Source organism: Mesorhizobium marinum, assembly GCF_040813675.1.
In the GTDB taxonomy this organism is placed as follows: Bacteria; Pseudomonadota; Alphaproteobacteria; order Rhizobiales; family Rhizobiaceae; genus Mesorhizobium_K; species Mesorhizobium_K marinum.
This window is the reverse complement of the sequence record NZ_JBFOCI010000005.1, coordinates 198,624-221,037: the sequence shown is the minus strand read 5'-3', so window position 1 is coordinate 221,037 and position 22,414 is coordinate 198,624. Positions and strand designations below refer to the sequence as shown.

The following is a 22,414-nucleotide window of genomic DNA, read 5'->3' as shown; positions in this document are numbered from 1 at the left end:
AGGGGAACTGCAATGAAGAAGCTAACCGGACTATTGCTTGCCTCGGCCGTCTCGGCGGCCACATTCTCCCAGGCCTTCGCGGCGGACTGGTATCCGTATGACGCCGCCAAGATCGAGCCGCCCTTCGCCGAGGACGGCAAGTCGGTGGACGTGTCCTACGTTCCGCTGGAAAAGGCGTCCAAGGCCTGGAACATCTGCGTCTCCTTCCCGCACATGAAGGACGCCTACTGGCTCGGCGTCGGCTACGGCGTGGCCGAGGAAGCCCAGCGCCTCGGGGTCAAGATGAACCTCGTCGAGGCCGGCGGCTACACCGAACTCGCCAAGCAGATTTCGCAGATCGAGGACTGCGTCGCCAATGGCGCGGAGGCCGTCGTGATCGGCGCCATTTCCTTCGACGGCCTGAACAACCTGGTGAAGGAAGTCCGCGCCAAGAACATTCCGGTTATCGACGTGATCAACGGCATCTCGTCGCCGGAAGTCTCGGCCAAGTCGCTCGTCTCCTTCTACACGATGGGACACTCCGCCGGTGAATACCTGGCCAAGAAGCATCCGGCCGGCGGCGAAGAAGTGCTCGTCGGCTGGTTCCCGGGACCGGCCGGCGCCGGCTGGGTCGAGGCCGCCAACAAGGGCTTCCTCGACGCCGTCAAGGACACCGCCGTCAAGGTCCTGCCGGCCAAGTACGGCGACACCGGCAAGGAAGTTCAGCTGAAGCTCGTCGAGGACGAACTTCAGGCCAACCCGGGCATTCGCTACATCGCCGGCACGGCGGTTACGGCGGAAGCCGCCCAGGGCGTGATCCGCGAGCGCGGGCTCGAGGGCAAGGTGGACCTGCTCTCCTTCTACATCACGCCGGGCGTGTACGAAGGCATCAAGCGCGGCTTCATCGCCGCCTCGCCGGCGGACTCGATGGTCATCCAGGGTCGCATCGCGATCGACCAGGCCACCCGGCTCCTCGAGGGCCAGGAAGTCATCAAGCATGTCGGCCCCAAGATCTTCGTGGTCGACAAGGACAACGTGGATTCCGTTCCGCAGACCAACATCCTGCCTCCCGACGACTACAAGCCGGTCTTCAGCGTAAACTAGGAAGAACCGACGGCGGTCCCGCGCGAACAGCGCGGGACCGCCGCAGGCGGGAGAGACACATGAGCGAAGCTCCTCTGGTCGAAATGAAGGGGATCACCAAGGAGTTCCCCGGCGTCAAGGCTCTGTCCGGCGTCGATTTCCGGCTCAATCGCGGCGAAGTGCATGTGCTGTTCGGCGAGAACGGCGCGGGCAAGTCGACGCTGATCTCGATCCTCTCCGGCGTCTATGCGCCGACGAGCGGGACGATGAAGATCGACGGCCGCGATGTCGAGTTCCGCTCGGTGCAGGATGCGCGGCGTGCGGGCATCGGCACGGTCTTCCAGGAATTCTCGCTGGTTCCGACGCTGAGCGTTTTCGAGAACGTCTACCTCGGCAAGGAGCCGAAGCGCGGCCTCTTCGTCGACCGCAAGGCGATGGAGCGCAACACCGAACAGCTGTTTCGCGAACTGGGCTTCGAGGTCGACATCCGCGCGCCTGTGGCGCGCCTGTCGCGCGCGCAGCAGCAGATGGTCGAGATCGCGAAGGCGCTGCATGCGAAGGCCAAGGTGCTCATCCTCGACGAGCCCACCGCGTCGCTGACCGAGAAGGAAACGCAGAAGCTCTTCGCCTTCATGCGGCGCGCCCGCGAGGGCGGTGTCGGCATCATCTACATTTCCCACCGCATCCAGGAATTCCAGGAAATCGCCGACCAGATCACCGTGCTGCGCGACGGCCGGCTGATCGGCACGGTTAACGCCAAAGACATTTCGGAGAAGGCGCTGGTCGAGTTGATGACCGGACGCTCGATCGATCAGGTCTACCCCCACATCGAGCGGCGGCCCGACAACCATACGGTGCTGTCGCTGCGCGGCATCCAAGCCGCCGGCGTCAGGGGAGTCGACATCGACGTGCGCGCAGGCGAGGTGCTGGGCGTCGCCGGACTGGTCGGCTCCGGCAAGTCGCGCGTCTGGCGCAGCATCCTCGGTCTGCAGCCGCTGAAGGCCGGCAAGGTCTCTTTGAACGGCAAGGACGTCACCGGCAGGCCGACCCGGCAACTGCTGCGCGAAGGCGTCTTCTATCTTCCGCCGGATCGCAAGTCCGAGGGCCTGGTGCTGACCGCATCGGCCCGCGACAACATCCGCCTCGGCCTGCTCGACAGGCGCGACCTTGGCGGGCCTCTCGGCCTGCATTCTCCAGCGAAAACCCGGATCGAAGCGGACGCCATCGCCGAACGCGTCGATCTGGCGCCGCACGCCTTCTCCAAGGCCGTGGCGACGCTGTCGGGCGGCAACCAGCAGAAGGTTCTGTTCGGCAAGGGTTTTGGCGAGGACCGTCAGGTCTACATTTTCGACGAGCCCACGGTCGGCGTCGACATGGGAACGCGCAGCCAGCTCTACCTGCTGATCCGGGATCTGGCGCAGGCGGGCAAGGCGATCGTGGTCATTTCGTCGGACCTGCCCGAGGTCATGCACCTCTCCCACCGTTTGCTGGTCTTCTCCAACGGCCGGATCTCGGCCGAACTCGAAGGAGACGGCATCACCGAAGAGGCCGTGCTCGGCCACTTCTTCAGTGACACAAGGATGCCTGCCTGATGCGTTCACCCGATATCGTAAAGGGGACCCCCGCAATGTCACAGCGCTTCTCGCCGGGCGATGCCGTGAAAACGGTCTTCCTGAAGGTTGGCGTGCTGCCCTTCTTTCTGGTTGCGGCGCTCGTCATCTTCTCGCTGGTCTCCGGGAATTTCGTGTCGGTGCAGAACCTGACCAACGTGGCGCGGCAGTCCGTCTACCTGATCCTCGTCTCCCTGGGGCAGATGATCGTCCTGATTACCGGGGGCTTCGATCTCGCGGTCGGCACCGCGATCGCGCTCACCTCCGTGGTCAGCGCGATGGCGATGGTGGCGCTGGCGGCGATGATGCCCGATCATGTCTGGATCGCGATCTCGCTCGGATGCCTTGCCGGTTTCGGCGCCGCCTTCGCGATCGGCTGTCTGAACGGGATCGGCGTCGCTCAGTTCGGCGTGTCGCCCTTCATCATGACGCTCGGCGTGCAGTCGGTGGGCGCCGGTCTGGCCCTCTTCCTCACGGGCGGCGTCCCGGTCTCGAAACTACCCTACGAGTTCGGCAACTTCTTCGGCTTCGGGCGGGTCTTCGGCATGCCGGTCCCGGTGATCGTCGCCATCCTGGCGATCATCGCCATCTGGATCCTGATCAACCGCACGCGTCTGGGCTCGCATATCTACGCGGTCGGCGGCAATCCCAAGGCGGCGCACCTGTCGGGCGTCAACACCAAGCGCGTGCTGTTTCTCGCCTATGTGATCTGCGCCCTCCTGGCCTCGCTTGCCGGTCTTCTGCTGACGGCCCGCGTGGAGTCCGGAGAGACCAATCTCGGCGGTTCGGTCGCCCTGGAATCGATCGCGGCATGCGTCATCGCCGGCGTTTCGCTCAGGGGCGGCGTCGGCCGTGTCGAAAGCGTCGTGCTCGGCGCATTCTTCATCGTCCTTGTCCAGAACGGCATGAACATCGCGCAGATCGGTTCGTATCTGCAGATGGTGCTGCTCGGCGGGCTTCTCATCCTCGCCGTGATCCTCGACCAGTTCCGCTACCGCATGCTGGTCGGCCGCGCGTAGCAACAACCTCAGACGCAGGAGTCTCACATGTCCGCAATGGTCACCCATCCGACGATCACAGACAGACTGGCCGGCGGCGGCAATGCCCGGCTTCGGAACATCTCGCTGGCGATTGCAGGATCGCTGGCGCTGTGGGTATCCGCCAAGGTGCAGGTGCCGTTCTATCCCGTACCGATCACCATGCAGACGTTCGTCGTCCTGGCGATGGGCATGGCGTTCGGCTGGCGCCTGGCCGCCGCAACGGTGGCTCTCTACCTGGCACAGGGCGCGATGGGGCTTCCCGTCTTTGCCGGCACCCCGGAAAAGGGCCTCGGCCTCGCCTACATGATGGGGCCGACCGGCGGCTACCTCCTCGGCATGCTGCCGGCGGCGGCTCTGTGCGGCTGGCTTGCCGAACGCGGCTGGGACCGGAGCGTCGTCAGGACGGCGCTGGCGATGATCGCCGGCAACGTCGTCATCTATGCGTTCGGCGTCACCTGGCTCGGCGCCGTGATCGGTTGGGACAAGCCAGTGCTTCAGCTCGGCCTCTACCCGTTCCTCTACGGCGACCTCGCCAAGCTCGCCCTTGCCGCCTGCGCCTTGCCGCTTGCCTGGAAACTGCTGGGCGCGCAGCCGTCGGGCTCCGGTCTCTAGCACCCCGGGATGCGGCGCGAGAAACGATGGATGGCGGCCGCGTGATGATCCAGGGAGGACGTCGGGTTGCCCGCCACTAGCGCCATCACACTCGTCATGCCCGAGGCGGTCGACGATGCCGTCGCTGCGCTGGCCGAATTCGGCCCGGACGGCGCGCCGCTCGCCGGAGGCACGTGGATCATGCGCGCGCCGATCCGCGGCGAAGCGCGGCGTAGCGCCTATGTCGGCCTGGGTCGCATCGCCGCGCTGCAGGCCGTCGACCTGGATGACGATGAGATCCGCATCGGAGCCGGCGTCACGCATGTCGGCCTCGTCGCAGCCCTGTCGGACGTGCCTCAGTGCCGCGGCCTGGTGACGGCGGCGGCAAAGGCGGCAAATCCCGCCGTGCGGCAGATGGCGACGATCGGCGGCAACCTCGCGGCCTGGGAGTTCCCGGCGTCCGACCTTACCCCGGCCTTGCTCAGCCTCGAGGCGGCCGTCGAGTTGCGGTCGCCGGGCGGCACGGAACGCGTTTCGCTCGAGCGGTTCCTGCTGCGTCGCCGGGCCGTCGAGCCGGGCATCCTGGTGTCCCGCGTGGTGATCCCGCGAAGGCCCCTGACGACAGGCCATGCGCGCCTGCCGCTTCGCAAGGCTGGCGACTATCCCGTCGCGATCGTCAGCGCCGCCGCGTCGATGGACGGGCACGGCAAGGTCGACGACATCCGCCTGGCGGTCGGCTCGGTGGAAGCGTCGGCGCGCCGCTGGCCCGGGCTGGAACGCGCGTTGCTCGGCGCGCGGCTGGACCCGGCAAGCGCGCAGGAACTGGCGCGAGAACGCAGCGGCGACTTTGCCGGGCGCGACAGCGTCGAAGCGCCTGCGTGGTACCGCGTCCAGGTGCTTCCGGCTTTGGTGAGGCGCGCCGTGGAAGCGGTGCTGGCGTCGCCGCGATGACGACGGGTTTTTGAGATGCCGACATTCCTGACAGTCAACGGCGAGCAGAAGGTGTCTATGCGGGCGCCGATGACGCCACTGATCGACGTGCTGCGCGAGGAATTCCAGCTGACCGGCGCGAAGAACGTCTGCCGGGAAGGTATCTGCGGCGCCTGCACGGTCCTTGTCGATGGTCGCCCTGTCGTGTCGTGCCTGGTCCCGGTGGGCAGCATTCCGAACGCGGAGGTTCGAACGGTGGAGTCGCTCGCCGACGACGGCGAGCTTTCGCCGCTCCAGCGCATCATGGAGGAACACGACGTCGTTCAGTGCGGCATGTGTTTTCCGGGGATCCTGATGGCCCTCACCAGCTTCTTCAAGGAGTGTCCGCACGCGGACAAGGACGAGATCCGGGCGGCGCTGGTGGGCAATATATGCAGGTGCACCGGCTACGAGCGCCTGATCGATGCCGCAGTGGCGCTGGCGAAGTCGAGTTGATCCATGGTTGACGCTGATCCCTCCACGGTCCGGATGAACCTTTCGCGGCGGGATGCGCGCGACAAGCTGCTCGGCCGCACCAACTACACGGTGGACCGGGCCTACCCGCGCATGCTGCACGCGGCGATCAGGCGTGCCGACGTCGCGTCGGCGCGGATCGTCCGGCTCGACACGACGCGGGCGCGGCAGATGCCCGGCGTGCGCGCCATCGCCACCATCGACGACGCGCCCGGCATGCACGGCATCGGCATCGCCGACCACCCTCTCTTCGCTTCGGGCGTGATCCGCTTCCACGGCGAGCAGATCGCGGCGGTGGCCGCCGACACACTCGAGCAGGCGGAGGCGGCGGCCGCCGCGATCGAACTCGAACTCGAGCCGCTGCCCGCGGTGCTGACCATGGAAGAGGCGCTGGCGCCGGGCGCGCCGCTCGTCCACCCGGGCTGGAAGGACTACGAGATCCTCGTCGAAGGCGCGGCGCGCGGCGGCAACGTCGCGTGGGAGGCCACCGTCATCCGCGGCGACACGGACGCGGCCTTCGCGCGCGACGACGTCACCATCGTGGAGAGCTGCTTCCGGGTTGGCCGGCAGAACCATGTCTCGCTGGAGGGAAGGGCGGTCGTCGCCGCCTTCGAGGACGGCCGCTATCGCATCGAGACATCGACGCAGGTGCCGTGGACGGTGCGCAACCAGACGGCAAAGCTGCTCGGCGTCGCGCCGTCCATGGTGCAGGTGACGGTGCCGCCGGTCGGCGGCGGGTTCGGCCAGAAGTTCGACTGCACGCTGGAACCCTATGCCGCGATTCTCGCCCGCAAGTCCGGCCGGCCGGTCCGGCTGGTCTACTCGCGCCAGGAGGAGATGCTGACCTGCCTGTGTCGCGAAAACGCCGACATCAAGATGCGCTCCGCCGTCACCGGGGACGGCGAGATCGTCGGGCGCGAAGCGGTCGTGCTGATGGACTGCGGCGCCTACGGCGGCGAACAGATATTCCTCACCACGATGACGGCGCACACGCTGACGGGCAACTACAGGCTTGGCTCCGTCAAGCTCGTCAGCCGGGCTGTCTACACCAACACCGCGCCGAATGGGGCGTTCCGCGCCTGCAACGGCGTCTACAACACGTTCGCGATGGAATGCCACACGGACGAGATCTGTCAGGCGATCGGCATGGACCCGCTGGAGTTCAGGCGGCGGCAGGTGCTCGGCGACGGGGACATCGGCGCGACGGGACAGGTCTTCGAGGGCGACGTGCTCGGCCCGATGCTGGACCGAATGGAGGCGATGCGCGCCAGGTCTCCGTCGAAGAAGGACGAGGCCGGCGACCGTCTCTACGGTCGCGCCACAGTGGTCGGGACATGGTTCGTCTTCGTCGGCCCGTCGACGGCGACGATCAATCTGAATGCCGACGGCAGCGCCACCCTAATCACGGCCGCTGTCGAAATCGGCCAGGGCACGACGGTCCAGGCCCTGCCGCAGATCGTGGCGCACGAACTCGGCATCCATCCGGACAAGGTTATCGTGCGCGGCGCCGACACCGACGCCGCCGGCTTCGATCTCGGCGTCGGCGGCGGCCGTACCACCGTGTCGGTCGGCGCGGCCAGCAAGGCGGCCGCCAGGGTCGTGCGCGACCGGATCCTGGAGACGGCCGGCGAACTGCTGCAGACGAAGCCCGAGAAGCTGGTTCTGAAGGAGGGCCGCGTCGAGATCGCCGGCGTTCCCGGTTCGGGAATGACCATCGCCCAGGTGGTGCAGCGTGCGCATCAGGTGTCCGGCCCGGTGGTCGGCAGCGGCTCCTTCACCAATCCGGGCACCGCGGCGATGCCAGGCTGCGCGGCGGGGCACTTTATCGACGCGATCGACATCCCCGTCTTCAACGTCCACGACTGCGAGGTAGCGGTCGACCCCGACACCGGCCATGTCGACATATTGAGCTACCGCGTCGTGCAGGATGTCGGCCGGGCGCTGAACCCGCGCGCGATCCACGGGCAGATCCAGGGCGGCGTCACGCAGGGCATCGGCTATGCGCTGCACGAGGAGCACACGATCGGCGATGACGGCTGCATCCGTCAGAACAGCCTTGAGACCTATCGGGTGCCGCTGGCGCTCGACACGTTGCCGATCGAGATCGAGCTCTACGAAGGCGCGCCTTCGATCGGGCCGCTTGGCGTGAAGGGCGCGGGCGAGGTGCCGATCCTCAATCCGCCGGCGGCGCTGGCCTGCGCCATCCGCAACGCCACCGGCTGCCGCGTCCAGCAGACGCCGATGACCCCTCCGCGCATCCTCGGCTACATGACGGGACACGAACCGGCGCTCGAACTGCCCCATATCGCCGAGGACTGGTGGGACAACGTCCTGATGACCCCGCCCGCCCGCTGACGTGCTCGATAGGGCTGTGGGGCTTGTTCAGGACTCCGTCCGGCGATCCGCAGGTTCCTGTGCCGGGTTCGTCGACTCTTCATGCCTGGCGAGCGAGCCCATGATCCATTCCTTCAGGCGGTTCACGCGTTCGTCCTCCACGCTCCTCGGCGCGAGCAGATAGTACCCGCCCACGCGGATGTCAGTCTTGAACAGCTCGATCAGCGAACCCCGCTCGATCTCGTTTGCCACCATCAGGTTTGTCGTGAGTGCGACGCCCTGTCCGGCCAGGGCAGCGTCAAAGCCCAGATTGGCGTCCCAAAGCCTGGGGCCGCTCAGCGAGCGGTCGAGCTTCACGCCGGCCTGCAGGAACCAGCTCGTCCACTGCGTGTAGGACTCCTCGTGGATGAGCGGCAGGCGGGTGAGGTCCTCGATCGTCTCGGGCATGCCGTGCTTGACGATCCAGGCAGGACTGACGACCGGGAACATGCGCGGCCGGAGAAGTGGCACCGCTCCGTCCGGAAGGCGCGCGAAATCGCCGAAACCGATCATCACGTCGGCGTCGCCCTCCGCGAAGTTCGGCACCTGGTCCGTTGCCCGCACCAGCACCTCGCCGGACGAGATTACTTCTCTCAGTTCGTCCAGGCGCAGGATGAGCCAGCGTGTGGCGAGCCCCGGATAGCACCAGATGTGCAATTCGTCGGCGCCTGCCTTGGCGCGAAGCTGCATCGCCACGCTGGCGATCGACTGGAAGGCGGCGGAGGTCGCGGTGTACAGCGACCGGCCCTCCGGCGTGAGGTCCACGCCTCGCGGTCCGGCGCTCAAGAGCTTCCAGCCGATCCAGGTTTCCAGGCTGCGCACATGCCGGCTGACGACGGTGTGGCTGACGCCGATGTCGTCGGCGGCCTTGCGCATGCTGCCCGTGCGCGCCGTCGCCTCGAAGGCGCGCAGCATCGTCAGGGGCGGCAATCGCCCGGAAAGCGGCCGTGCCGGGTCGAAGCGGACACCGCCTCTCTTCTTGTCGGTGATGGTCGTCATTCGGCAGGTTAGTGGTGCATCAGATGCACCACTGTGCCATAATCCATCTCATACCTGAAGGGCCTGCGGCTCTGATATCAATTCGGGCAGCTGCCTCTGCCGGAGCGAACCGGTCGCGCATCTCAGCGTACCCCGCCGCCGGCAGCGGCTCATGTTCGACAGACGCCATCGATTGGAGAACCAGGATGCCAAATGCTGCCATCGCTGCACGCCGCCAGGACGCGATTTCTCGCGGCGTCGGTGTGACCACGCAGATCTATGCGGACAGGGCCGAGAACGCGGAGCTCTGGGACGTCGAGGGACGCCGCTATATCGATTTCGCGGCCGGCATCGCCGTGGTCAACACCGGGCACCGCCACCCCAGGGTGATCGCCGCGGTCAAGGACCAGCTCGACCACTTCACCCACACCTGCCACCAGGTCGTGCCGTACGAGAACTACGTGACGCTGGCCGAACGGCTGAACAAGGTCGTCCCGGGCGACTTCAAGAAGAAGACGATCTTCGTCACGACCGGTGCCGAAGCGGTCGAAAACGCCGTCAAGATTGCGCGCGCGGCGACCGGACGCTCGGCGGTGGTCGCGTTTACCGGTGCGTTCCACGGCCGCACCTTCATGGGAATGACGCTGACCGGCAAGGTGCAGCCCTACAAGGCCGGCTTCGGCGCGATGATGCCGGACGTCTTCCACGTGCCGTTCCCGGTCGAACTGCACGGCACCTCGATCGAGGATTCGCTCGGCGTGCTCGACAAGCTGTTCAAGGCCGACGTCGACCCCAACCGCGTCGCTGCCTTCATCGTCGAGCCGGTACAGGGCGAGGGCGGCTTCTACGAAGTGCCCAAGGCGTTCATGGTCAAGCTGCGCGAACTCGCCGACAAGCACGGCATCCTGCTGATCGCGGACGAGGTGCAGACCGGCTTCGCCCGCACCGGCAAGCTGTTCGCCATGGAGCACTATGGCGTGGCGGCCGACATCACCACCATGGCGAAGGGGCTCGGCGGCGGCTTCCCGATCGCCGCCGTCACCGGCCGCGCCGACATCATGGACGCGCCCGGGCCCGGCGGCCTTGGCGGCACCTATGGCGGCAACCCGATCGGCGTCGCGGCGGGCAATGCCGTGCTCGACATCATCGCGGATGAGGACCTGTGTGCGCGCGCCGAGCGCCTGGGCGCACGCCTCAAGCAGCGGCTGCAGTCGCTCGCCGGCTCGGTGCCGCAGATCGCCGACATTCGCGGTCCGGGCTTCATGAACGCCGTCGAGTTCAACATCCCCGGCGGCAAGGCGCCGAATGCCGACTTCGCCAACAAGGTCCGCGAGAAGGCCCTCGAGAAGGGGCTGATCCTGCTGACCTGCGGCGTCTACGGAAACGTCATCCGCTTCCTCGCGCCGATCACCATCCAGGACGAGGTGTTCAGCGAGGCGCTCGACATACTCGAAGACACGCTGCGCGCCTGCGCCGCGGAGGCCTGAACCATGAGCATTTCGAACGCGCTTTTGTCGAAGCTGAAGGACCCGTCGCTTGTCACCGACAAGGCGCTGATCGGCGGCGACTGGATCGCCGCGGGCGACGCCGGCAAGACATTCGAGGTGACGAACCCGTCGACGGGCGACGTCATCGCGGTGCTGCCCGACATGAACCGGGCCGAGGCGTCCCGCGCGATCGACGCGGCCCACGTGGCGCAGAAGGTCTGGGCCAGGAAGACGGGCAAGGAGCGCGCTGCGGTGCTGCGCAAGCTCTACGACCTGATGGTGGCGAATGCCGACGACCTCGCCACCATCCTGACCATCGAGATGGGCAAGCCGTTCGCCGAGGCCAAGGGCGAGATCCTCTACGGCGCTTCCTATGTCGAGTGGTTCGGCGAGGAGGCCAAGCGCGTCTATGGCGACACGATACCCGGCCATCAGCCCGACAAGCGGATCATCGTCATCCGCCAGCCGGTGGGCGTGGTCGCGGCGATCACCCCGTGGAACTTCCCGAACGCCATGCTCGCCCGCAAGTTTGCGCCGGCGGTGGCGGCGGGCTGCGCGATGATCTCCAAGCCGGCGGCCGAGACGCCGCTTTCGGCGCTCTCGCTTGCCGTCCTAGCGGAGCGGGCCGGCTTGCCCGCCGGCGTGTTCAACGTCGTCACCTCGAAGGACTCGCCCTCGATCGGCAAGGAGTTCACCGAGAACGAGAAGGTGCGCAAGCTGACCTTCACCGGCTCGACCGAGGTGGGGCGCATCCTGATGCGCCAGGGCGCCGACCAGATCATGAAGCTCGGGCTCGAACTCGGCGGCAATGCACCGTTCATCGTCTTCGACGACGCCGACATCGACGCCGCGGTCGAGGGCGCGATGATCTCGAAGTACCGCAACAACGGCCAGACCTGCGTGTGCGCCAACCGCCTCTACGTGCAGTCGGGCGTCTATGACGCCTTTGCGCGGAAGCTCGCCGAGAAGGTGTCGGCGATGAAGGTCGGCGACGGGTTCGAGGCCGGCGTCAGCGCCGGGCCGCTCATCGACCGGAAGGCGCTGGCGAAGGTCGAGGAGCACATCGCCGACGCCGTGTCCAAGGGCGCCGCGGTCGCGCTCGGCGGCAAGCCGGATGCCAGGGGCGGCCTGTTCTTCGAGCCGACGGTGCTGACCGGCGTCACCCGGGACATGAAGGTGGCGCGGGAAGAGACGTTCGGGCCGGTCGCGCCGCTGTTCAGGTTCGACACCGAGGACGAGGTCATCGAGATGGCCAACAACACCGAGTTCGGCCTCGCCTCCTACTTCTACGCGCGCGACGTCTCCAAGATCTTCCGCGTCGCCGAGGCCCTCGAATACGGCATGGTCGGCATCAATACGGGACTGATCTCGACCGAGGTCGCGCCATTCGGCGGCATCAAGCAGTCGGGCCAGGGCCGCGAAGGCTCGAAATACGGCATCGATGACTATGTCGAGATGAAGTATCTCTGCCTGAGCATTTGACGTCCGTCGCGCGGCGGCCCCGCCGAGGGCCGCCGCCGATCCTTCAGAACCGACGCTCGCCGTCGGGGCCTCTCTCGCCGCTCGATGACGGGACGGCGACCGGGCCTCGGCCGGCCTCCTCAGCCTGGCCCGGCGATCTTGCGCCTGCGTCGCGGGCGGCCGGGCGATAGTTCAAGCGGGAGTGGCATGCGCATCCGCGATGCTTCTGCGGGCGGAAAAGCCGCGCGAGGAGGGACCTGATGCTCATGTCGCCTGCCTTTCCCAGCTTGGAAACGGGTCGGGCAACGCGCGCCAGCGGCCGGGCATGTAGTCGCCATCGGGCACCAGGCACGCGTCGAGCGCGGCGCAGATCCGGCCCTCGTCCATCGGGTCGCAGCCGATGAAGACGATTTCCTGTCGGCGGTCGCCCCAGACCGGGTCGAGATAGGGCTTCATCGCCGCCTTCCACTCGGGATGCTCCGGCCACTGGCTTTTTGGAACGGAAGCCCACCACAAGCCGCGCTTGCCGGTGCGGACCAGCGCTCCGGCCTGGCTGATCTCGCCGACATGGTGCGGCCGGGTGGCCAGCCAGAAGAAGCCCTTGGCGCGCACCACTCCTGGCCAGGCGTTTTTGACGAAGGCATCGAATTTGGTCGGGTCGAAGGGCCTGCGCTCGCGATAGACGAAGGAGCGGATGCCGTACTCCTCGGTTTCCGGCACATGGTCGCGGAAGCCGTTCAGTTCCTTGAACCAGAGAGGATGCTGCTGCGCCCTGTCGAAGTCGAAGCGGCCGGTGTCGAGCACCTTGTCCAGCGGCACCTGCCCGAAATCGGCTTCCACCAGTTCGGCGTCGGGATTGAGCGCCCTTACGATCATTCGCGCCAGATCGAGATCCTGCGGCGACGCGTCCGACACCTTGTTCATGACGACGACGTCGGCGAATTCGATCTGTTCGACCAGCAGGTCCACCAGTGCGCGCTCGTCGCCATCCCCGGCGACTTCGCCGCGATCGCGCAGGAAATCCTGCGATGAGTAGTCCTTCAGCAACTGCGCCGCGTCGACCACGGTGACCATCGTGTCGAGGCGGGCGACGTCCGACAGGCTTGCGCCGTTCTCGTCGCGGAAGTCGAAGGTGGCCGCGACCGGCAGCGGTTCGGCGATGCCGGTGCCCTCGATCAGCAGATAGTCGAAGCGGCCCTCCCGGGAGAGGCGGCGCACCTCGTCGAGGAGATCGTCGCGCAGCGTGCAGCAGATGCATCCGTTGTTCATCTCGACCAGCTTCTCGTCGGTACGGGACAGATTGGCGCCGCCGTCGGCCACCAGCCGGGCGTCGATGTTGACCTCGCTCATGTCGTTCACGATCACCGCGACACGGCGGCCTTCGCGGTTGTTGAGCACATGGTTGAGCACCGTGGTCTTGCCGGCTCCCAGGAAGCCGGAGAGCACGGTGACGGGCAGGCGGTCGGGGCGGTTGGCGTTTTCAGGCACGGCGCTTTCCGTTGGCGTTGAGGGGGCATCCGGCCCGGCGGGGGCTGTCCGGGCCGGATGCGGGTACCGCTTGGGAGGAGCGGGCGTCGGGCGGCCGATCCGGTGTCCCGGGGCGTTCGACACTTGACTGTTATGTAATACCATAACAAAACACAAGCGTGCGGTTCGGAATTGTCCGCGGCCGCTTGCCACGAATCTGGGGATTGGCTAGGAACGGGTGTCGGTTTCCGCAAGGAAATAACAGGGAATTCGCCGCGGCCCTGCCGCGAAACGAAACTGCCCCCGCAACTGTAGGCGGTCAGTTCCTCTCGAACGAGCCACTGGGTTTGTACCTGGGAAGGCCGGGAGGAACGAAGACCCGTCAGTCAGGAGACCTACCGACACCCTAGTAACTGAACGCGCCGGGCGGGGTGTCCGGGGAGGTTGTCGATGATGTTTGCCACGCCTGGAGTGCAGCCGCATTGCGTCCGTTGGGACGCGATGACGATCATTGCCGTCCCGCCCCGTCTCCTTCGGTGCCTGTTCGCAACCGATCGGAGCTCTTCGCGTCATGACTTCCTCGCGCCTGCCATTCGCTGCCGCTAGCCTCGCCGCCCTGACGACCGTCGCGGCGGCCGAGCCGACCCTATATCCGCTGACCCTCGAGAATTGCGGCGAGACGCTGACCTTCGAGAAGGCTCCGGCATCGACGGTGGCCGTCGGCCAGGCGGCGACGGAAGTGCTCTATTCGCTCGGCCTCGCCGACAGCGTGGCCGGCACGTCGGTCTGGTTCAACGAGATCCTGCCTGAGTTCAGGGACATCAACGACAGGGTCGAGCGGCTCGCCGACAACGATCCGAGCTTCGAGAGCGTCGTCGCGAAAAAGCCTGAACTCGTATCGGTGCAGTTTCTCTGGCATGTCGGTCCGGACGGCATTGTCGCCACCCGCACGCAGTTCCACGATGTCGGCATCCCGACCTATGTCCTGCCGGCCGACTGTGAAAAAAAGGACAACACCGTCGGCGTCGATGGCACGCGCAGCGAATTGTTCTCGACCGAGGCAATCCATCAGGGCGTGCGCGAACTGGCGCGGATCTTCGACATCCGGGACAGGGGCGAACAACTCGTCGCCAGCCTGACCGAGCGCGAGCGGAAGGCCGTCGCCGCCGCCTCGGCGCTGAAGCTTGAGGATGTCTCGGCGGTGTTCTGGTTCTCCAGCGCGGAGATGGACATCGATCCCTACGTGGCCGGCAGCAAGGGCGCGCCCGCCTACATGATGGACAAGCTCGGGATCGCCAACGTCGTCGAATCGGATGAGGAGTGGCCGGTCGTCGGCTGGGAGACCATCGCCAGGGCCAATCCGACCCTGATCGTCGTCGCAAGAATGGACCGCCGCCGCTTTCCGGCCGACGACCACGAGAGGAAGCTCGAGTTTCTGAGGACCGATCCGGTCACGAGCCAGATGGACGCCGTGAAGAACAACCGCATCGTCGTCATGGACGCCCATGCGATGGACGCGACCATCCGCACGGTGGCCGGCATCGAGGTGCTTTCGAAGGCGCTCGAGGATTTCGGGCTGGCGAAGAAGTGAGCCTCACCGATTCCCAAGCCATCTACGTCTCCCGGCTCGGCCGGGGGACTTTGGGACTGTCCGTAGTCGTCGTGGCGATCCTTGCCGGCATCTGCATCGGCGAGACGCCGATTCCGGTCGCGACGGTTCTGCGGACGCTCGCCAACAGGATTTTCGGCGCCGCATATGCGGTCGATCCGATCGAGATGGGCATCGTCTGGAACTATCGCCTGCCGCGCGCCATCGTCGCCGCATGCTGCGGTTCCGGGCTGGCGATCTGCGGCATGGTGCTTCAGTCGCTGTTTCGAAACGCGCTGGCCGATCCCTATCTGCTCGGCATTTCCGCCGGCGCCTCGACGGGCGCCGTCGCGGTGACGGTCGCCGGACTTGGCGCCGGCGTCGTCTCGATGTCGGTCGGCGCATTTGTGGGCGCCGTCGCAGCCTTCCTGTTCGTCGCGGCGCTGGCGCGCGCCGCCGGCGGCGGCGTGACGCTGCAGGGCACCGGCCAGATCGTCCTCGCCGGCATCGCCGGCTCGCAGCTCTTCAACGCGCTGACCTCCTTCGTCGTCACCAAGTCCGCCAACGCCGAGCAGGCTCGCGCCGTCATGTTCTGGCTGCTGGGCAGCCTGAGCGGCGCGCGCTGGCCCGACGTATGGCTGGCCGTCCCCATCGCGGTGATCGGACTGTTCGCCTGCATCTGGTACGCGCGCGCCCTGGACGCCTTTGCATTCGGGGCTGAATCCGCGTCGTCGCTCGGCATCAGCGTCAAGCGGGTTCAGGTCGTGCTCATCGGTCTGACCGCACTGGTGACCGCCGTCATGGTCAGCATCGTCGGCTCGATCGGCTTCGTCGGCCTCGTCATCCCGCATGCGGCGCGGTTCCTGGTCGGCGTGCGCCACGGCCGGCTGGGACCGACAGTCGCCCTCATCGGCGCCGCCTTCCTGATTGCCGCGGACGTCATCTCCCGCACCGTCATTCCGGGCCAGGTCCTGCCGATCGGCGTCATCACCGCGCTCGTCGGCGCGCCGGCCTTCGCGCTGATCCTCCTTCGCGGTCGCCGCCGGCCATGATCCTCGAGGCGCGCAATCTCGGCTGGTCGGTGCGCGGCAGGCCGATCGTGTCGGGCGTCGACCTTGCCGTCAGCGAGGGCGAAACGCTCGGCCTGGTCGGGCCGAACGGTTCCGGCAAGTCGACGTTGATGAAGCTGCTGGCCGGCATCCGCGAGCCGACCGCCGGCAGCGTCGCCGTCGCCGGCAAGGCGCTTGTCGCGATGCCGCGCCGCGAGGTCGCGCGACGGATCGCCTTCCTGGAGCAGCAGTCGGAAACGACCGAAGCCATCACTGTGAAGGATGCGGTCGAGCTCGGCCGCACGCCGTGGCTCACGCCGCTGCAGCCATGGTCCCAGGAAGACGACCGCATCGTCGCCCAGGCGCTCGCCGACACCGACATGCGAGGTTTCGAGCGGCGCTCGTGGACCACGCTGTCCGGCGGCGAGCGCCAGCGCGTGCACCTGGCCCGCGCGCTCGCCCAGCAGCCGCAGATCCTGCTCCTCGACGAGCCGACCAACCATCTCGACATACAGCACCAGCTGTCGCTCCTGCACCTGGTCGCGACCCTGCCGGTCACCTCCATCGTCGCGCTCCACGATCTCAACCAGGCGCTTTCCTGCGACCGCGTCGGCGTACTGTCCGGCGGCAGGCTGGTGGCGCTGGGCGCGCCGCGCGAGGTGCTCACCGTCGGGCGTATCGGGTCGGTGTTCGGCGTCCGCGCAAGCGTTCTCGTGGATCCGGCAGACGGCTCGCAGATCTTCCGCTTTCACCCAGCCTCCTGAAAGGAGACCCATGCGCTCGCAGATACTTGCCCTCTTCCTGTCGCTGTCGGCGTCATCGTCCGCCTTGGCCGAGATGCACGAAGTCAGGATGCTCAATCGCGGCGCCGCCGGACCGATGGTCTACGAGCCGGAGTTCGTCCACGCGAGGCCTGGCGATACCGCCAAGTTCCTGAACGGCAGCAGGGGGCACAACGCCGTCACCGTGGACGGCATGCTCCCCGAAAAAAGCTCCGGCTTCAAGGGCAACCTCAACGAGGAGATCGAGGTCAGCCTCGACCAGGAAGGCTTCTACGGGATCAAGTGCTCGCCGCACTACGCCATGGGCATGGTGATGGTGATCCGCGTCGGCGACGCGGCCTTGCCCGATGATTTCGTAAGGGCCGACGTGCCCGCCCGCGCGCGCCGGCGATTCGGAGAGATCATCGCCCGCGCGGGGCTCGCGCAATGACGGCCGACGGTTCGGTTTCGACGCCTGGCAACTTCGACCTGCGCGACGAGATCCATGAATACTGGTCGCGCCGGTCGGAGACCTTCGACCTGGCGTTCGGACACCATATCGCGCCCGGGCGCGAAGCGGACGCCTGGGCGGCGCCGGTGCGGGAAGCGCTGGGAGCCGTGCCGCGGCGGATCCTCGAACTGGCATGCGGCACCGGCGAGGTGACGCGCCTCCTGCACGATCTCGGCCATGACGTCACCGCGCTCGACTTTTCGGAGGCGATGCTGGTGAAGGCGCGCGCAAAGCACGCCGGGAAGCCGCGCCTGCGGTTCCTGAACGCCGATGCCGGTCGCACGATGGAGCCCGACGAGGCCTACCACGCCATCGTCTGCCGGCACCTGGTATGGACGCTGACCGACCCGGCCTGCGCATTTGCGGACTGGCTCCGCATCCTGCGGCCGGGCGGCAGGCTGATCGTCTATGACGGCGACTGGACCAAGCCCCGGCCGTCGGGTGTCTGGGCGGCGCGCGTGCTGGCTCTGTGGGAGCGCCTGGCGCCGGACCCGTACTACGACGCCGCCATGGGTGATAGGCACGCCGCGATCATGTTGCGGCTGCCCTTCAGCCAGGGCCTGACATTCGATCGCCTGGCGCCGCTCCTGGCCGACGCCGGCTTCGTCTCGATCCGCGAGCGCTCGCATGACGGCATCGCCCGGGCGCAGAGGCACGGGCAGGGCCTGCGCAACCGCATGCGGACCCTCGTCTACCGCCGCTTCATCCTGGTCGCCGAAAAGCCGGCCGGCCCCGACGGTCCTTCCCATCCAAGGAAATCCCCATGACGATGCGCTCCGTTCTGGCCGGGCTGGCCCTGGCCGCTTTCTCCTCCGCAGTCGCGATAGCTGGCAATGCAGGCTACCCGTTGACGATAGAGAACTGCGGGCGGACGCTCACCTTCGAGAAGCCGCCGCAGAAGGTCGTCTCGCTTGGCCAGGCCATGCACGAGATTGTCTACGCGCTCGATCTCGGGCAGCGTCTGACCGGGACCGCCGTCTGGCTGGGACCGGTCAGGGAAGAACATGCCGAGGCGAACGCGACGGTGCCGCGCCTTGCCGATGAATCGCCGAGCTTCGAGAGCGTTGTCGCCTCCGGGCCTTCGCTGGTCCTGTCCGAGTTCGAATGGCATGTCGGGCCCGATGGCGTCGTCGGGACGCGCGATCAGTTCGCCGAACTCGGCATCCAGACATACATCGCGCCGATGGACTGCACCGGAAAGGACAATGCGTCGGGCGGCAACGGCCGCCGCGTGCAGCCCTTCACGATGGAGCAGGTCTACCGGGCGATCAGCGACCTTTCGCAGATATTCGATGTTCGCGATCGCGGGAATGCGCTCATCGCCACGTTGAAGGAACGCGAGGCCAGGGCGGTGGCCAGCGTGGCGAGGGCCAGCGATGTGCCGGTGCTGGTCTGGTTCACCAGCCCGCAGATGAAGGGTGACGCATCGGTCGCCGGCAGCAATGGCGCTCCGGCCTACATCATCTCGAAGCTGACTGCCCGCAACGCGATCGCATCCGACGACGAATGGCCGTGGGCGAGCTGGGAAACGATCGCGAAGTCAAATCCGGCGGTGATCGTGCTTGCCGCGATGGACCGGCGGTTCAATCCAGGCGATGACCCGCAGGCGAAGATGGCGTTTCTCAGGACCGATCCCGTCGCCAGCCAGATGCCTTCTGTGCAGGCCGGCCGCTACTTCGTGATGCGCGCCGAGGCCATGAATCCCAGCATGCGCACCATCGACGGGATCGAGCTTCTGGCCAGCAAGATGCGGGAGTTCGGCCTCGCCGAATGAGCGGTCTGGTCTGCCTCGCCAACCCTGGAGTTCGCGCAGCGCGCCGGATCGTGTCGGTGCTGTTGACGGGATGCGTGCTCGGACGCTAGATCGCCGCTGCCCAATCCGCGCAGACAAGGGATTGTAGATGTTGGAGCTTGTGACCTTCCGCTGATCGTCTCGGTTGATCGAGACATCTAGCTGCACCGTTCAGCCACGGCCGCACCGGCCGGGGGCCTGGATCGTGCGCGGGTGGTTTCTTTTCACAGGCTTTTCCATGAACATCTCACGCAGCGAGCAGCGCGTCCTGCACGTGCTCGCACAGGGCGGCTACATCCGCCACCAACGCGGCGAAAACGGCCGCATCGTCGACGTCCTCTGCTTCACCCGCGACGGCCACGTCCTGGTCGATTGCACGACCGAGGTCTTCGCCAAGCTCCGGCGCAAGCGGCTGATCGAATCCAGGGCGTCGAGCCCCTACCGGATTTCCGACAGGGGCCGCCGTTCCGTCCGCGCCCAGCTCGACAACCGCTAGGGCGCCGTTCCCCGCTCCGTTCGTCCGCTAAAAGGGGGGGACTGTTGGTTATCACCGCACAGTCATGCGCACGCGACTGTGCGGTGATGCCATACCGGTCTCCCGAGAGCCAAGCCTCGGTGCGCAATGATCAATCCAGCAGATGCGCCGGCACGCCGAGCGCAGGCGCGGCCTCGGCCAGCCGACGGTCCAGCGTATGGACCGTCGCGCCGTGGTCCGACGCGATGGCGAGATGCAGCGCATCCCCGGCGCGAAGCCCGAGCGCGTACTGATCGGCAAACCTTGCCGCTGCCCGAAACTGCCCGCCGGTCACGCCCAGCACGGTCAAGCTCTCCGCCACCAGCTTGTTGAACATTGCGAGCGCATCGGCGCGCTGTGTCACGTTGATCTGACCAGTCCGCACCTTGATCGCCATGGCGGAGGATATTTCGGTGACGCTCCAGTCACTGATGAGGAGCTGCGCCGGATCCTGCTCCGCGAGCCACGCCTGAACGCGCGCCGTCATCGCTTCGTTGGAAAGCGCCGCGACGATCAGCGACGTGTCCAGATAGAGCATCAGTAGCGGTCGCCATCCCGCATCGACCGCACGAGGTCGGCGGCGCCCTGGGGCTGGGGCGGCAGTGTGGCCGTCAGCGATTGAAGCAGCGCAACATCGATCGGCTTGCGGGGCCTCGCTACGGCGGTGAGCCGCGCGACCGGCTTGCCGCGGCGCGTGATGTCGATCGAATCGCCCGCCTCGACCCGGTCGATCAGTTCGCTCAGGTGGGCTTTGGCTTCCGCCAGATTGATCGCATTCATGGTGCGCTCCTGACTATGTAGATGGTCATATAGCGCGTTGAGGCTGAAAATTCCAGAGTACGTCGCGTCACTGGGGCGGCCCTTCCGTCCGCGCCCGGGCAACTGGCGAAGCGCTATATGGCGACCGTCCTTCCTTCCCCGTCGCAGCCGAGCGCCCGCAGCAGGGCAACCGGTGCGTCCAGTTGGGCTTCCTTGCCGGCGGTCAGGAGGAACGCCGCCGTCTGCGGCTCCCGGTAGGCGAGGATGACGTCGCGCGCCGCGCCCGTATAGAGGCCGCGGAGCGCGCGCAGGCAGCCGCTGTGCGTGACCGCCACATGCGGCCGGTCGGTATCGAGCGCGGCGAGCCAGCCTGCAAGCCGGTCTGTATGCTCGGTGCGGGTTTCTCCCGCGGGCATGCGATAGCACCAGGGATCGGCGGCGTTGCCCCGGTGCTGGTCCGGCAGGTCTTGCTCGACCTCGTCGAGCGTCATGCCTTCCCACGCGCCGTAGCTGCGTTCGGCGAGCCTTGGATCTTCGGCGAAGGCTGCGAACGGCATCGACCAGATGTCGGCGAGGATGGACGCCGTCTGCCGCGCGCGGCCGAGCGGACTGACCCAGAAGACAGGATCTTCGAGTTCGGCCACCGCCGGCGCGAGCCTGGCCGCAACCGCCAGCGCCTGGCGCATGCCGTTGACGGTCAGCGGGGTGTCGAGGCGACCCTGCAGCCGCCCGGCGACGTTCCACTGGGTCTCCCCGTGCCGGACGACGAGGAGCGTGGGCAATTGTCGTGTCATGAACTCAGGCGCTGCTTTGCATCGGTCGGACGTGTCAGGCGGCGAGCCACAGCGCGGATCCCGGCTTGATGCCGAGCACGGTCTTGCTGCCCGGCGAAAGAAGCGCGTCGCCCGAATGGAAGGGGGCGTCGACGAGCACGGTGGATTTGCCGATCTCGACGCCGTATCGCACCGTGGCGCCCAGGAACTCGCGGTGTGCGATGGCGCCGGCGAGCGGCACCGCGTCTGGCTCGACCGTGCCGATCGTCGCGTATTGCGGGCGGAAAACGAGCTTCGCGCCGGGCGGCACGTGCGCGTCGGCCGGCACCGGGATGCTGCCGCCGCCGGCCACCTCGAAGGCGCGCGAGGAGCCGCTGCCCTCGACGCGACCCTCCAGGATATTGGCGGTGCCCAGGAAGCCGGCGACGAACAGGTTGTTCGGGCGTTCGTAGAGCTGCATCGGCGCACCGGTCTGCTGGATTTCGCCGTCGCGGAACACGGCGATGCGGTCGCAGATCGTGTTGGCTTCCTCCTGGTCGTGGGTAACGAAGATGGTGGTGAGGCCGAGGCGCTGCTGCAGGTCGCGCAGTTCGCGCCTCACCTGCACGCGCATCTTGGCGTCGAGGTTGGACAGCGGCTCGTCGAGCAGCAGCACCTTGGGCTCGATGGCGATGGTGCGGGCAAGCGCCACGCGCTGCTGCTGGCCGCCGGACAGCTGCGACGGGCGGCGGTTGCCGAGGTGATTCAGCCCGACGATCTCGAGCGCGGCGCCGACACGCTGCTTGATCTCCGCGGCCGGCAGCCGCCGCTCCTCGAGCCCGAACGCGACGTTCTTCCAGACGCTCAGGTGCGGCCAGAGCGCATAGGACTGGAAGACCATGCCGATGTCCCGTCGCCATGGCGGAAGGCTGAGGATCTCGCTTCCCGCCACCTGCACGCTTCCCGTCCGCGCCTCCACGAAGCCGGCGATGAGGCGCAGCAGCGTGGTCTTGCCGCAGCCGGACGGGCCCAGGAAGGCGAAGAACTCTCCCGGCTCGATGTCGAGGTTGATGTCTTTCAGGGCGTGGAAGTTGCTGTAGAAGACGTTGGTGTCCCTGATGCGGATGTCCTTCGCCTGCGGCTTGTCGTCCGAGTGTTTTCTGTTGCCGGTCATGA

Annotated in this window: 22 protein-coding genes and 1 riboswitch; of the genes, 16 read left to right on the top strand and 6 right to left on the bottom strand. The window is 67.0% G+C overall.

The window, feature by feature from the left end; translation table 11 throughout:
* Positions 1 to 12: 12 nt before the first annotated feature.
* From torT to ABUE31_RS16920, 7 genes are all read left to right on the top strand, one after another.
* A complete protein-coding gene (gene torT / locus ABUE31_RS16950) occupies positions 13 to 1,083 on the top strand; it encodes a TMAO reductase system periplasmic protein TorT (protein ID WP_367724862.1) in 1,071 nt (356 codons plus the stop codon).
* Positions 1,084 to 1,142: 59 nt separating this feature from the next.
* Positions 1,143 to 2,654 (top strand): sugar ABC transporter ATP-binding protein, encoded by a 1,512-nt coding sequence (locus ABUE31_RS16945; RefSeq protein ID WP_367724860.1) that lies wholly within the window; start codon positions 1,143 to 1,145, stop codon positions 2,652 to 2,654.
* A gap of 35 nt (positions 2,655 to 2,689) precedes the next feature.
* Positions 2,690 to 3,691 (top strand): ABC transporter permease, encoded by a 1,002-nt coding sequence (locus ABUE31_RS16940; RefSeq protein ID WP_367724859.1) that lies wholly within the window; start codon positions 2,690 to 2,692, stop codon positions 3,689 to 3,691.
* Positions 3,692 to 3,718: 27 nt separating this feature from the next.
* A complete protein-coding gene (locus ABUE31_RS16935) occupies positions 3,719 to 4,324 on the top strand; it encodes a biotin transporter BioY (RefSeq protein WP_367724858.1) in 606 nt (201 codons plus the stop codon).
* Positions 4,325 to 4,390: 66 nt separating this feature from the next.
* Positions 4,391 to 5,254, top strand: coding sequence for an FAD binding domain-containing protein (locus tag ABUE31_RS16930; protein WP_367724857.1), 864 nt, complete (start codon positions 4,391 to 4,393; stop codon positions 5,252 to 5,254).
* Between the two features lie 15 nt (positions 5,255 to 5,269).
* Positions 5,270 to 5,728 (top strand): (2Fe-2S)-binding protein, encoded by a 459-nt coding sequence (locus tag ABUE31_RS16925; RefSeq protein WP_367724856.1) that lies wholly within the window; start codon positions 5,270 to 5,272, stop codon positions 5,726 to 5,728.
* Between the two features lie 3 nt (positions 5,729 to 5,731).
* A complete protein-coding gene (locus ABUE31_RS16920; protein ID WP_367724855.1) occupies positions 5,732 to 8,101 on the top strand; it encodes a xanthine dehydrogenase family protein molybdopterin-binding subunit in 2,370 nt (789 codons plus the stop codon).
* Positions 8,102 to 8,128: 27 nt separating this feature from the next.
* Here the strand turns inward: ABUE31_RS16920 and ABUE31_RS16915 are convergent, their stop codons facing one another.
* The gene (locus ABUE31_RS16915; RefSeq protein ID WP_367724854.1) at positions 8,129 to 9,118 is read right to left on the bottom strand and encodes a LysR substrate-binding domain-containing protein; all 990 of its coding nucleotides are present in this window, start codon (positions 9,116 to 9,118) and stop codon (positions 8,129 to 8,131) included.
* A 185-nt stretch (positions 9,119 to 9,303) separates the two neighbouring features.
* On the opposite strand from ABUE31_RS16915, the gene ABUE31_RS16910 reads away from it, so the two are divergent.
* Both ABUE31_RS16910 and ABUE31_RS16905 read left to right on the top strand, forming a co-directional pair.
* Positions 9,304 to 10,584: a 4-aminobutyrate--2-oxoglutarate transaminase gene (locus ABUE31_RS16910; RefSeq protein ID WP_367724853.1), complete on the top strand. Its 1,281-nt coding sequence runs from the start codon at positions 9,304 to 9,306 to the stop codon at positions 10,582 to 10,584.
* A gap of 3 nt (positions 10,585 to 10,587) precedes the next feature.
* Complete coding sequence (locus ABUE31_RS16905; RefSeq protein ID WP_367724852.1) at positions 10,588 to 12,066, top strand: NAD-dependent succinate-semialdehyde dehydrogenase; 1,479 nt, start codon at positions 10,588 to 10,590, stop codon at positions 12,064 to 12,066.
* Positions 12,067 to 12,309: 243 nt separating this feature from the next.
* On the opposite strand, the gene zigA is transcribed toward ABUE31_RS16905, so the two are convergent.
* Complete coding sequence (zigA, locus tag ABUE31_RS16900) at positions 12,310 to 13,533, bottom strand: zinc metallochaperone GTPase ZigA (RefSeq protein WP_367724851.1); 1,224 nt, start codon at positions 13,531 to 13,533, stop codon at positions 12,310 to 12,312.
* Between the two features lie 204 nt (positions 13,534 to 13,737).
* A riboswitch (cobalamin riboswitch) is annotated at positions 13,738 to 13,929 on the top strand.
* A 154-nt stretch (positions 13,930 to 14,083) separates the two neighbouring features.
* Here zigA and ABUE31_RS16895 point away from each other — a divergent pair.
* The 7 genes from ABUE31_RS16895 (at position 14,084) to ABUE31_RS16865 (ending at position 19,709) form a co-directional block, all read left to right on the top strand.
* Positions 14,084 to 15,103, top strand: a complete 1,020-nt coding sequence (locus ABUE31_RS16895) for an ABC transporter substrate-binding protein (protein WP_367724850.1) — start codon at positions 14,084 to 14,086, stop codon at positions 15,101 to 15,103.
* Positions 15,100 to 16,152: a FecCD family ABC transporter permease gene (locus ABUE31_RS16890; RefSeq protein ID WP_367724849.1), complete on the top strand. Its 1,053-nt coding sequence runs from the start codon at positions 15,100 to 15,102 to the stop codon at positions 16,150 to 16,152. The genes ABUE31_RS16895 and ABUE31_RS16890 overlap by 4 nt, the downstream gene beginning before the upstream one ends.
* Positions 16,149 to 16,913, top strand: a complete 765-nt coding sequence (locus ABUE31_RS16885; protein WP_367724848.1) for an ABC transporter ATP-binding protein — start codon at positions 16,149 to 16,151, stop codon at positions 16,911 to 16,913. The genes ABUE31_RS16890 and ABUE31_RS16885 overlap by 4 nt, the downstream gene beginning before the upstream one ends.
* Before the next feature lie 10 nt (positions 16,914 to 16,923).
* Entirely contained in the window at positions 16,924 to 17,361 is a 438-nt protein-coding gene (locus tag ABUE31_RS16880) for a pseudoazurin (RefSeq protein WP_367724847.1), read from the top strand.
* Positions 17,358 to 18,188, top strand: coding sequence for a class I SAM-dependent methyltransferase (locus tag ABUE31_RS16875; protein ID WP_367724846.1), 831 nt, complete (start codon positions 17,358 to 17,360; stop codon positions 18,186 to 18,188). The genes ABUE31_RS16880 and ABUE31_RS16875 overlap by 4 nt, the downstream gene beginning before the upstream one ends.
* A 2-nt stretch (positions 18,189 to 18,190) precedes the next feature.
* Complete coding sequence (locus tag ABUE31_RS16870) at positions 18,191 to 19,195, top strand: ABC transporter substrate-binding protein (protein WP_437344145.1); 1,005 nt, start codon at positions 18,191 to 18,193, stop codon at positions 19,193 to 19,195.
* Positions 19,196 to 19,451: 256 nt separating this feature from the next.
* Complete coding sequence (locus ABUE31_RS16865; RefSeq protein WP_367724844.1) at positions 19,452 to 19,709, top strand: YjhX family toxin; 258 nt, start codon at positions 19,452 to 19,454, stop codon at positions 19,707 to 19,709.
* Positions 19,710 to 19,839: 130 nt separating this feature from the next.
* Here the strand turns inward: ABUE31_RS16865 and ABUE31_RS16860 are convergent, their stop codons facing one another.
* The 4 genes from ABUE31_RS16860 to ABUE31_RS16845 all read right to left on the bottom strand — a co-directional run bounded on the left by ABUE31_RS16860 (position 19,840) and on the right by ABUE31_RS16845 (position 22,412).
* Entirely contained in the window at positions 19,840 to 20,265 is a 426-nt protein-coding gene (locus ABUE31_RS16860; RefSeq protein WP_367724843.1) for a type II toxin-antitoxin system VapC family toxin, read from the bottom strand.
* A complete protein-coding gene (locus ABUE31_RS16855; RefSeq protein WP_367724842.1) occupies positions 20,265 to 20,507 on the bottom strand; it encodes a type II toxin-antitoxin system Phd/YefM family antitoxin in 243 nt (80 codons plus the stop codon). Before ABUE31_RS16855 ends, ABUE31_RS16860 begins: the two co-directional genes overlap by 1 nt.
* 113 nt (positions 20,508 to 20,620) lie before the next feature.
* Positions 20,621 to 21,280: a histidine phosphatase family protein gene (locus ABUE31_RS16850; RefSeq protein ID WP_367724841.1), complete on the bottom strand. Its 660-nt coding sequence runs from the start codon at positions 21,278 to 21,280 to the stop codon at positions 20,621 to 20,623.
* A gap of 34 nt (positions 21,281 to 21,314) precedes the next feature.
* Entirely contained in the window at positions 21,315 to 22,412 is a 1,098-nt protein-coding gene (locus ABUE31_RS16845) for an ABC transporter ATP-binding protein (RefSeq protein ID WP_367724839.1), read from the bottom strand.
* Between the last annotated feature and the right edge of the window lie 2 nt (positions 22,413 to 22,414).

Excerpts from the sequence above, each read along its gene's own strand:
- ABUE31_RS16910 (WP_367724853.1), top strand. The coding sequence starts at position 9,304 with ATGCCAAATGCTGCCATCGCTGCACGCCGCCAGGACGCGATTTCTCGC.
- ABUE31_RS16935 (WP_367724858.1), top strand. The coding sequence starts at position 3,719 with ATGTCCGCAATGGTCACCCATCCGACGATCACAGACAGACTGGCCGGC.
- torT (WP_367724862.1), top strand. The coding sequence starts at position 13 with ATGAAGAAGCTAACCGGACTATTGCTTGCCTCGGCCGTCTCGGCGGCC.
- ABUE31_RS16905 (WP_367724852.1), top strand. The coding sequence starts at position 10,588 with ATGAGCATTTCGAACGCGCTTTTGTCGAAGCTGAAGGACCCGTCGCTT.
- ABUE31_RS16885 (WP_367724848.1), top strand. The coding sequence starts at position 16,149 with ATGATCCTCGAGGCGCGCAATCTCGGCTGGTCGGTGCGCGGCAGGCCG.
- ABUE31_RS16940 (WP_367724859.1), top strand. The coding sequence starts at position 2,690 with ATGTCACAGCGCTTCTCGCCGGGCGATGCCGTGAAAACGGTCTTCCTG.
- ABUE31_RS16875 (WP_367724846.1), top strand. The coding sequence starts at position 17,358 with ATGACGGCCGACGGTTCGGTTTCGACGCCTGGCAACTTCGACCTGCGC.
- ABUE31_RS16850 (WP_367724841.1), bottom strand. The coding sequence starts at position 21,280 with ATGACACGACAATTGCCCACGCTCCTCGTCGTCCGGCACGGGGAGACC.
- ABUE31_RS16925 (WP_367724856.1), top strand. The coding sequence starts at position 5,270 with ATGCCGACATTCCTGACAGTCAACGGCGAGCAGAAGGTGTCTATGCGG.
- ABUE31_RS16870 (WP_437344145.1), top strand. The coding sequence starts at position 18,191 with ATGCGCTCCGTTCTGGCCGGGCTGGCCCTGGCCGCTTTCTCCTCCGCA.
- ABUE31_RS16865 (WP_367724844.1), top strand. The coding sequence starts at position 19,452 with ATGAACATCTCACGCAGCGAGCAGCGCGTCCTGCACGTGCTCGCACAG.
- ABUE31_RS16845 (WP_367724839.1), bottom strand. The coding sequence starts at position 22,412 with ATGACCGGCAACAGAAAACACTCGGACGACAAGCCGCAGGCGAAGGAC.
- ABUE31_RS16860 (WP_367724843.1), bottom strand. The coding sequence starts at position 20,265 with ATGCTCTATCTGGACACGTCGCTGATCGTCGCGGCGCTTTCCAACGAA.
- ABUE31_RS16945 (WP_367724860.1), top strand. The coding sequence starts at position 1,143 with ATGAGCGAAGCTCCTCTGGTCGAAATGAAGGGGATCACCAAGGAGTTC.
- ABUE31_RS16915 (WP_367724854.1), bottom strand. The coding sequence starts at position 9,118 with ATGACGACCATCACCGACAAGAAGAGAGGCGGTGTCCGCTTCGACCCG.
- ABUE31_RS16855 (WP_367724842.1), bottom strand. The coding sequence starts at position 20,507 with ATGAATGCGATCAATCTGGCGGAAGCCAAAGCCCACCTGAGCGAACTG.
- ABUE31_RS16895 (WP_367724850.1), top strand. The coding sequence starts at position 14,084 with ATGACTTCCTCGCGCCTGCCATTCGCTGCCGCTAGCCTCGCCGCCCTG.
- ABUE31_RS16920 (WP_367724855.1), top strand. The coding sequence starts at position 5,732 with ATGGTTGACGCTGATCCCTCCACGGTCCGGATGAACCTTTCGCGGCGG.
- ABUE31_RS16880 (WP_367724847.1), top strand. The coding sequence starts at position 16,924 with ATGCGCTCGCAGATACTTGCCCTCTTCCTGTCGCTGTCGGCGTCATCG.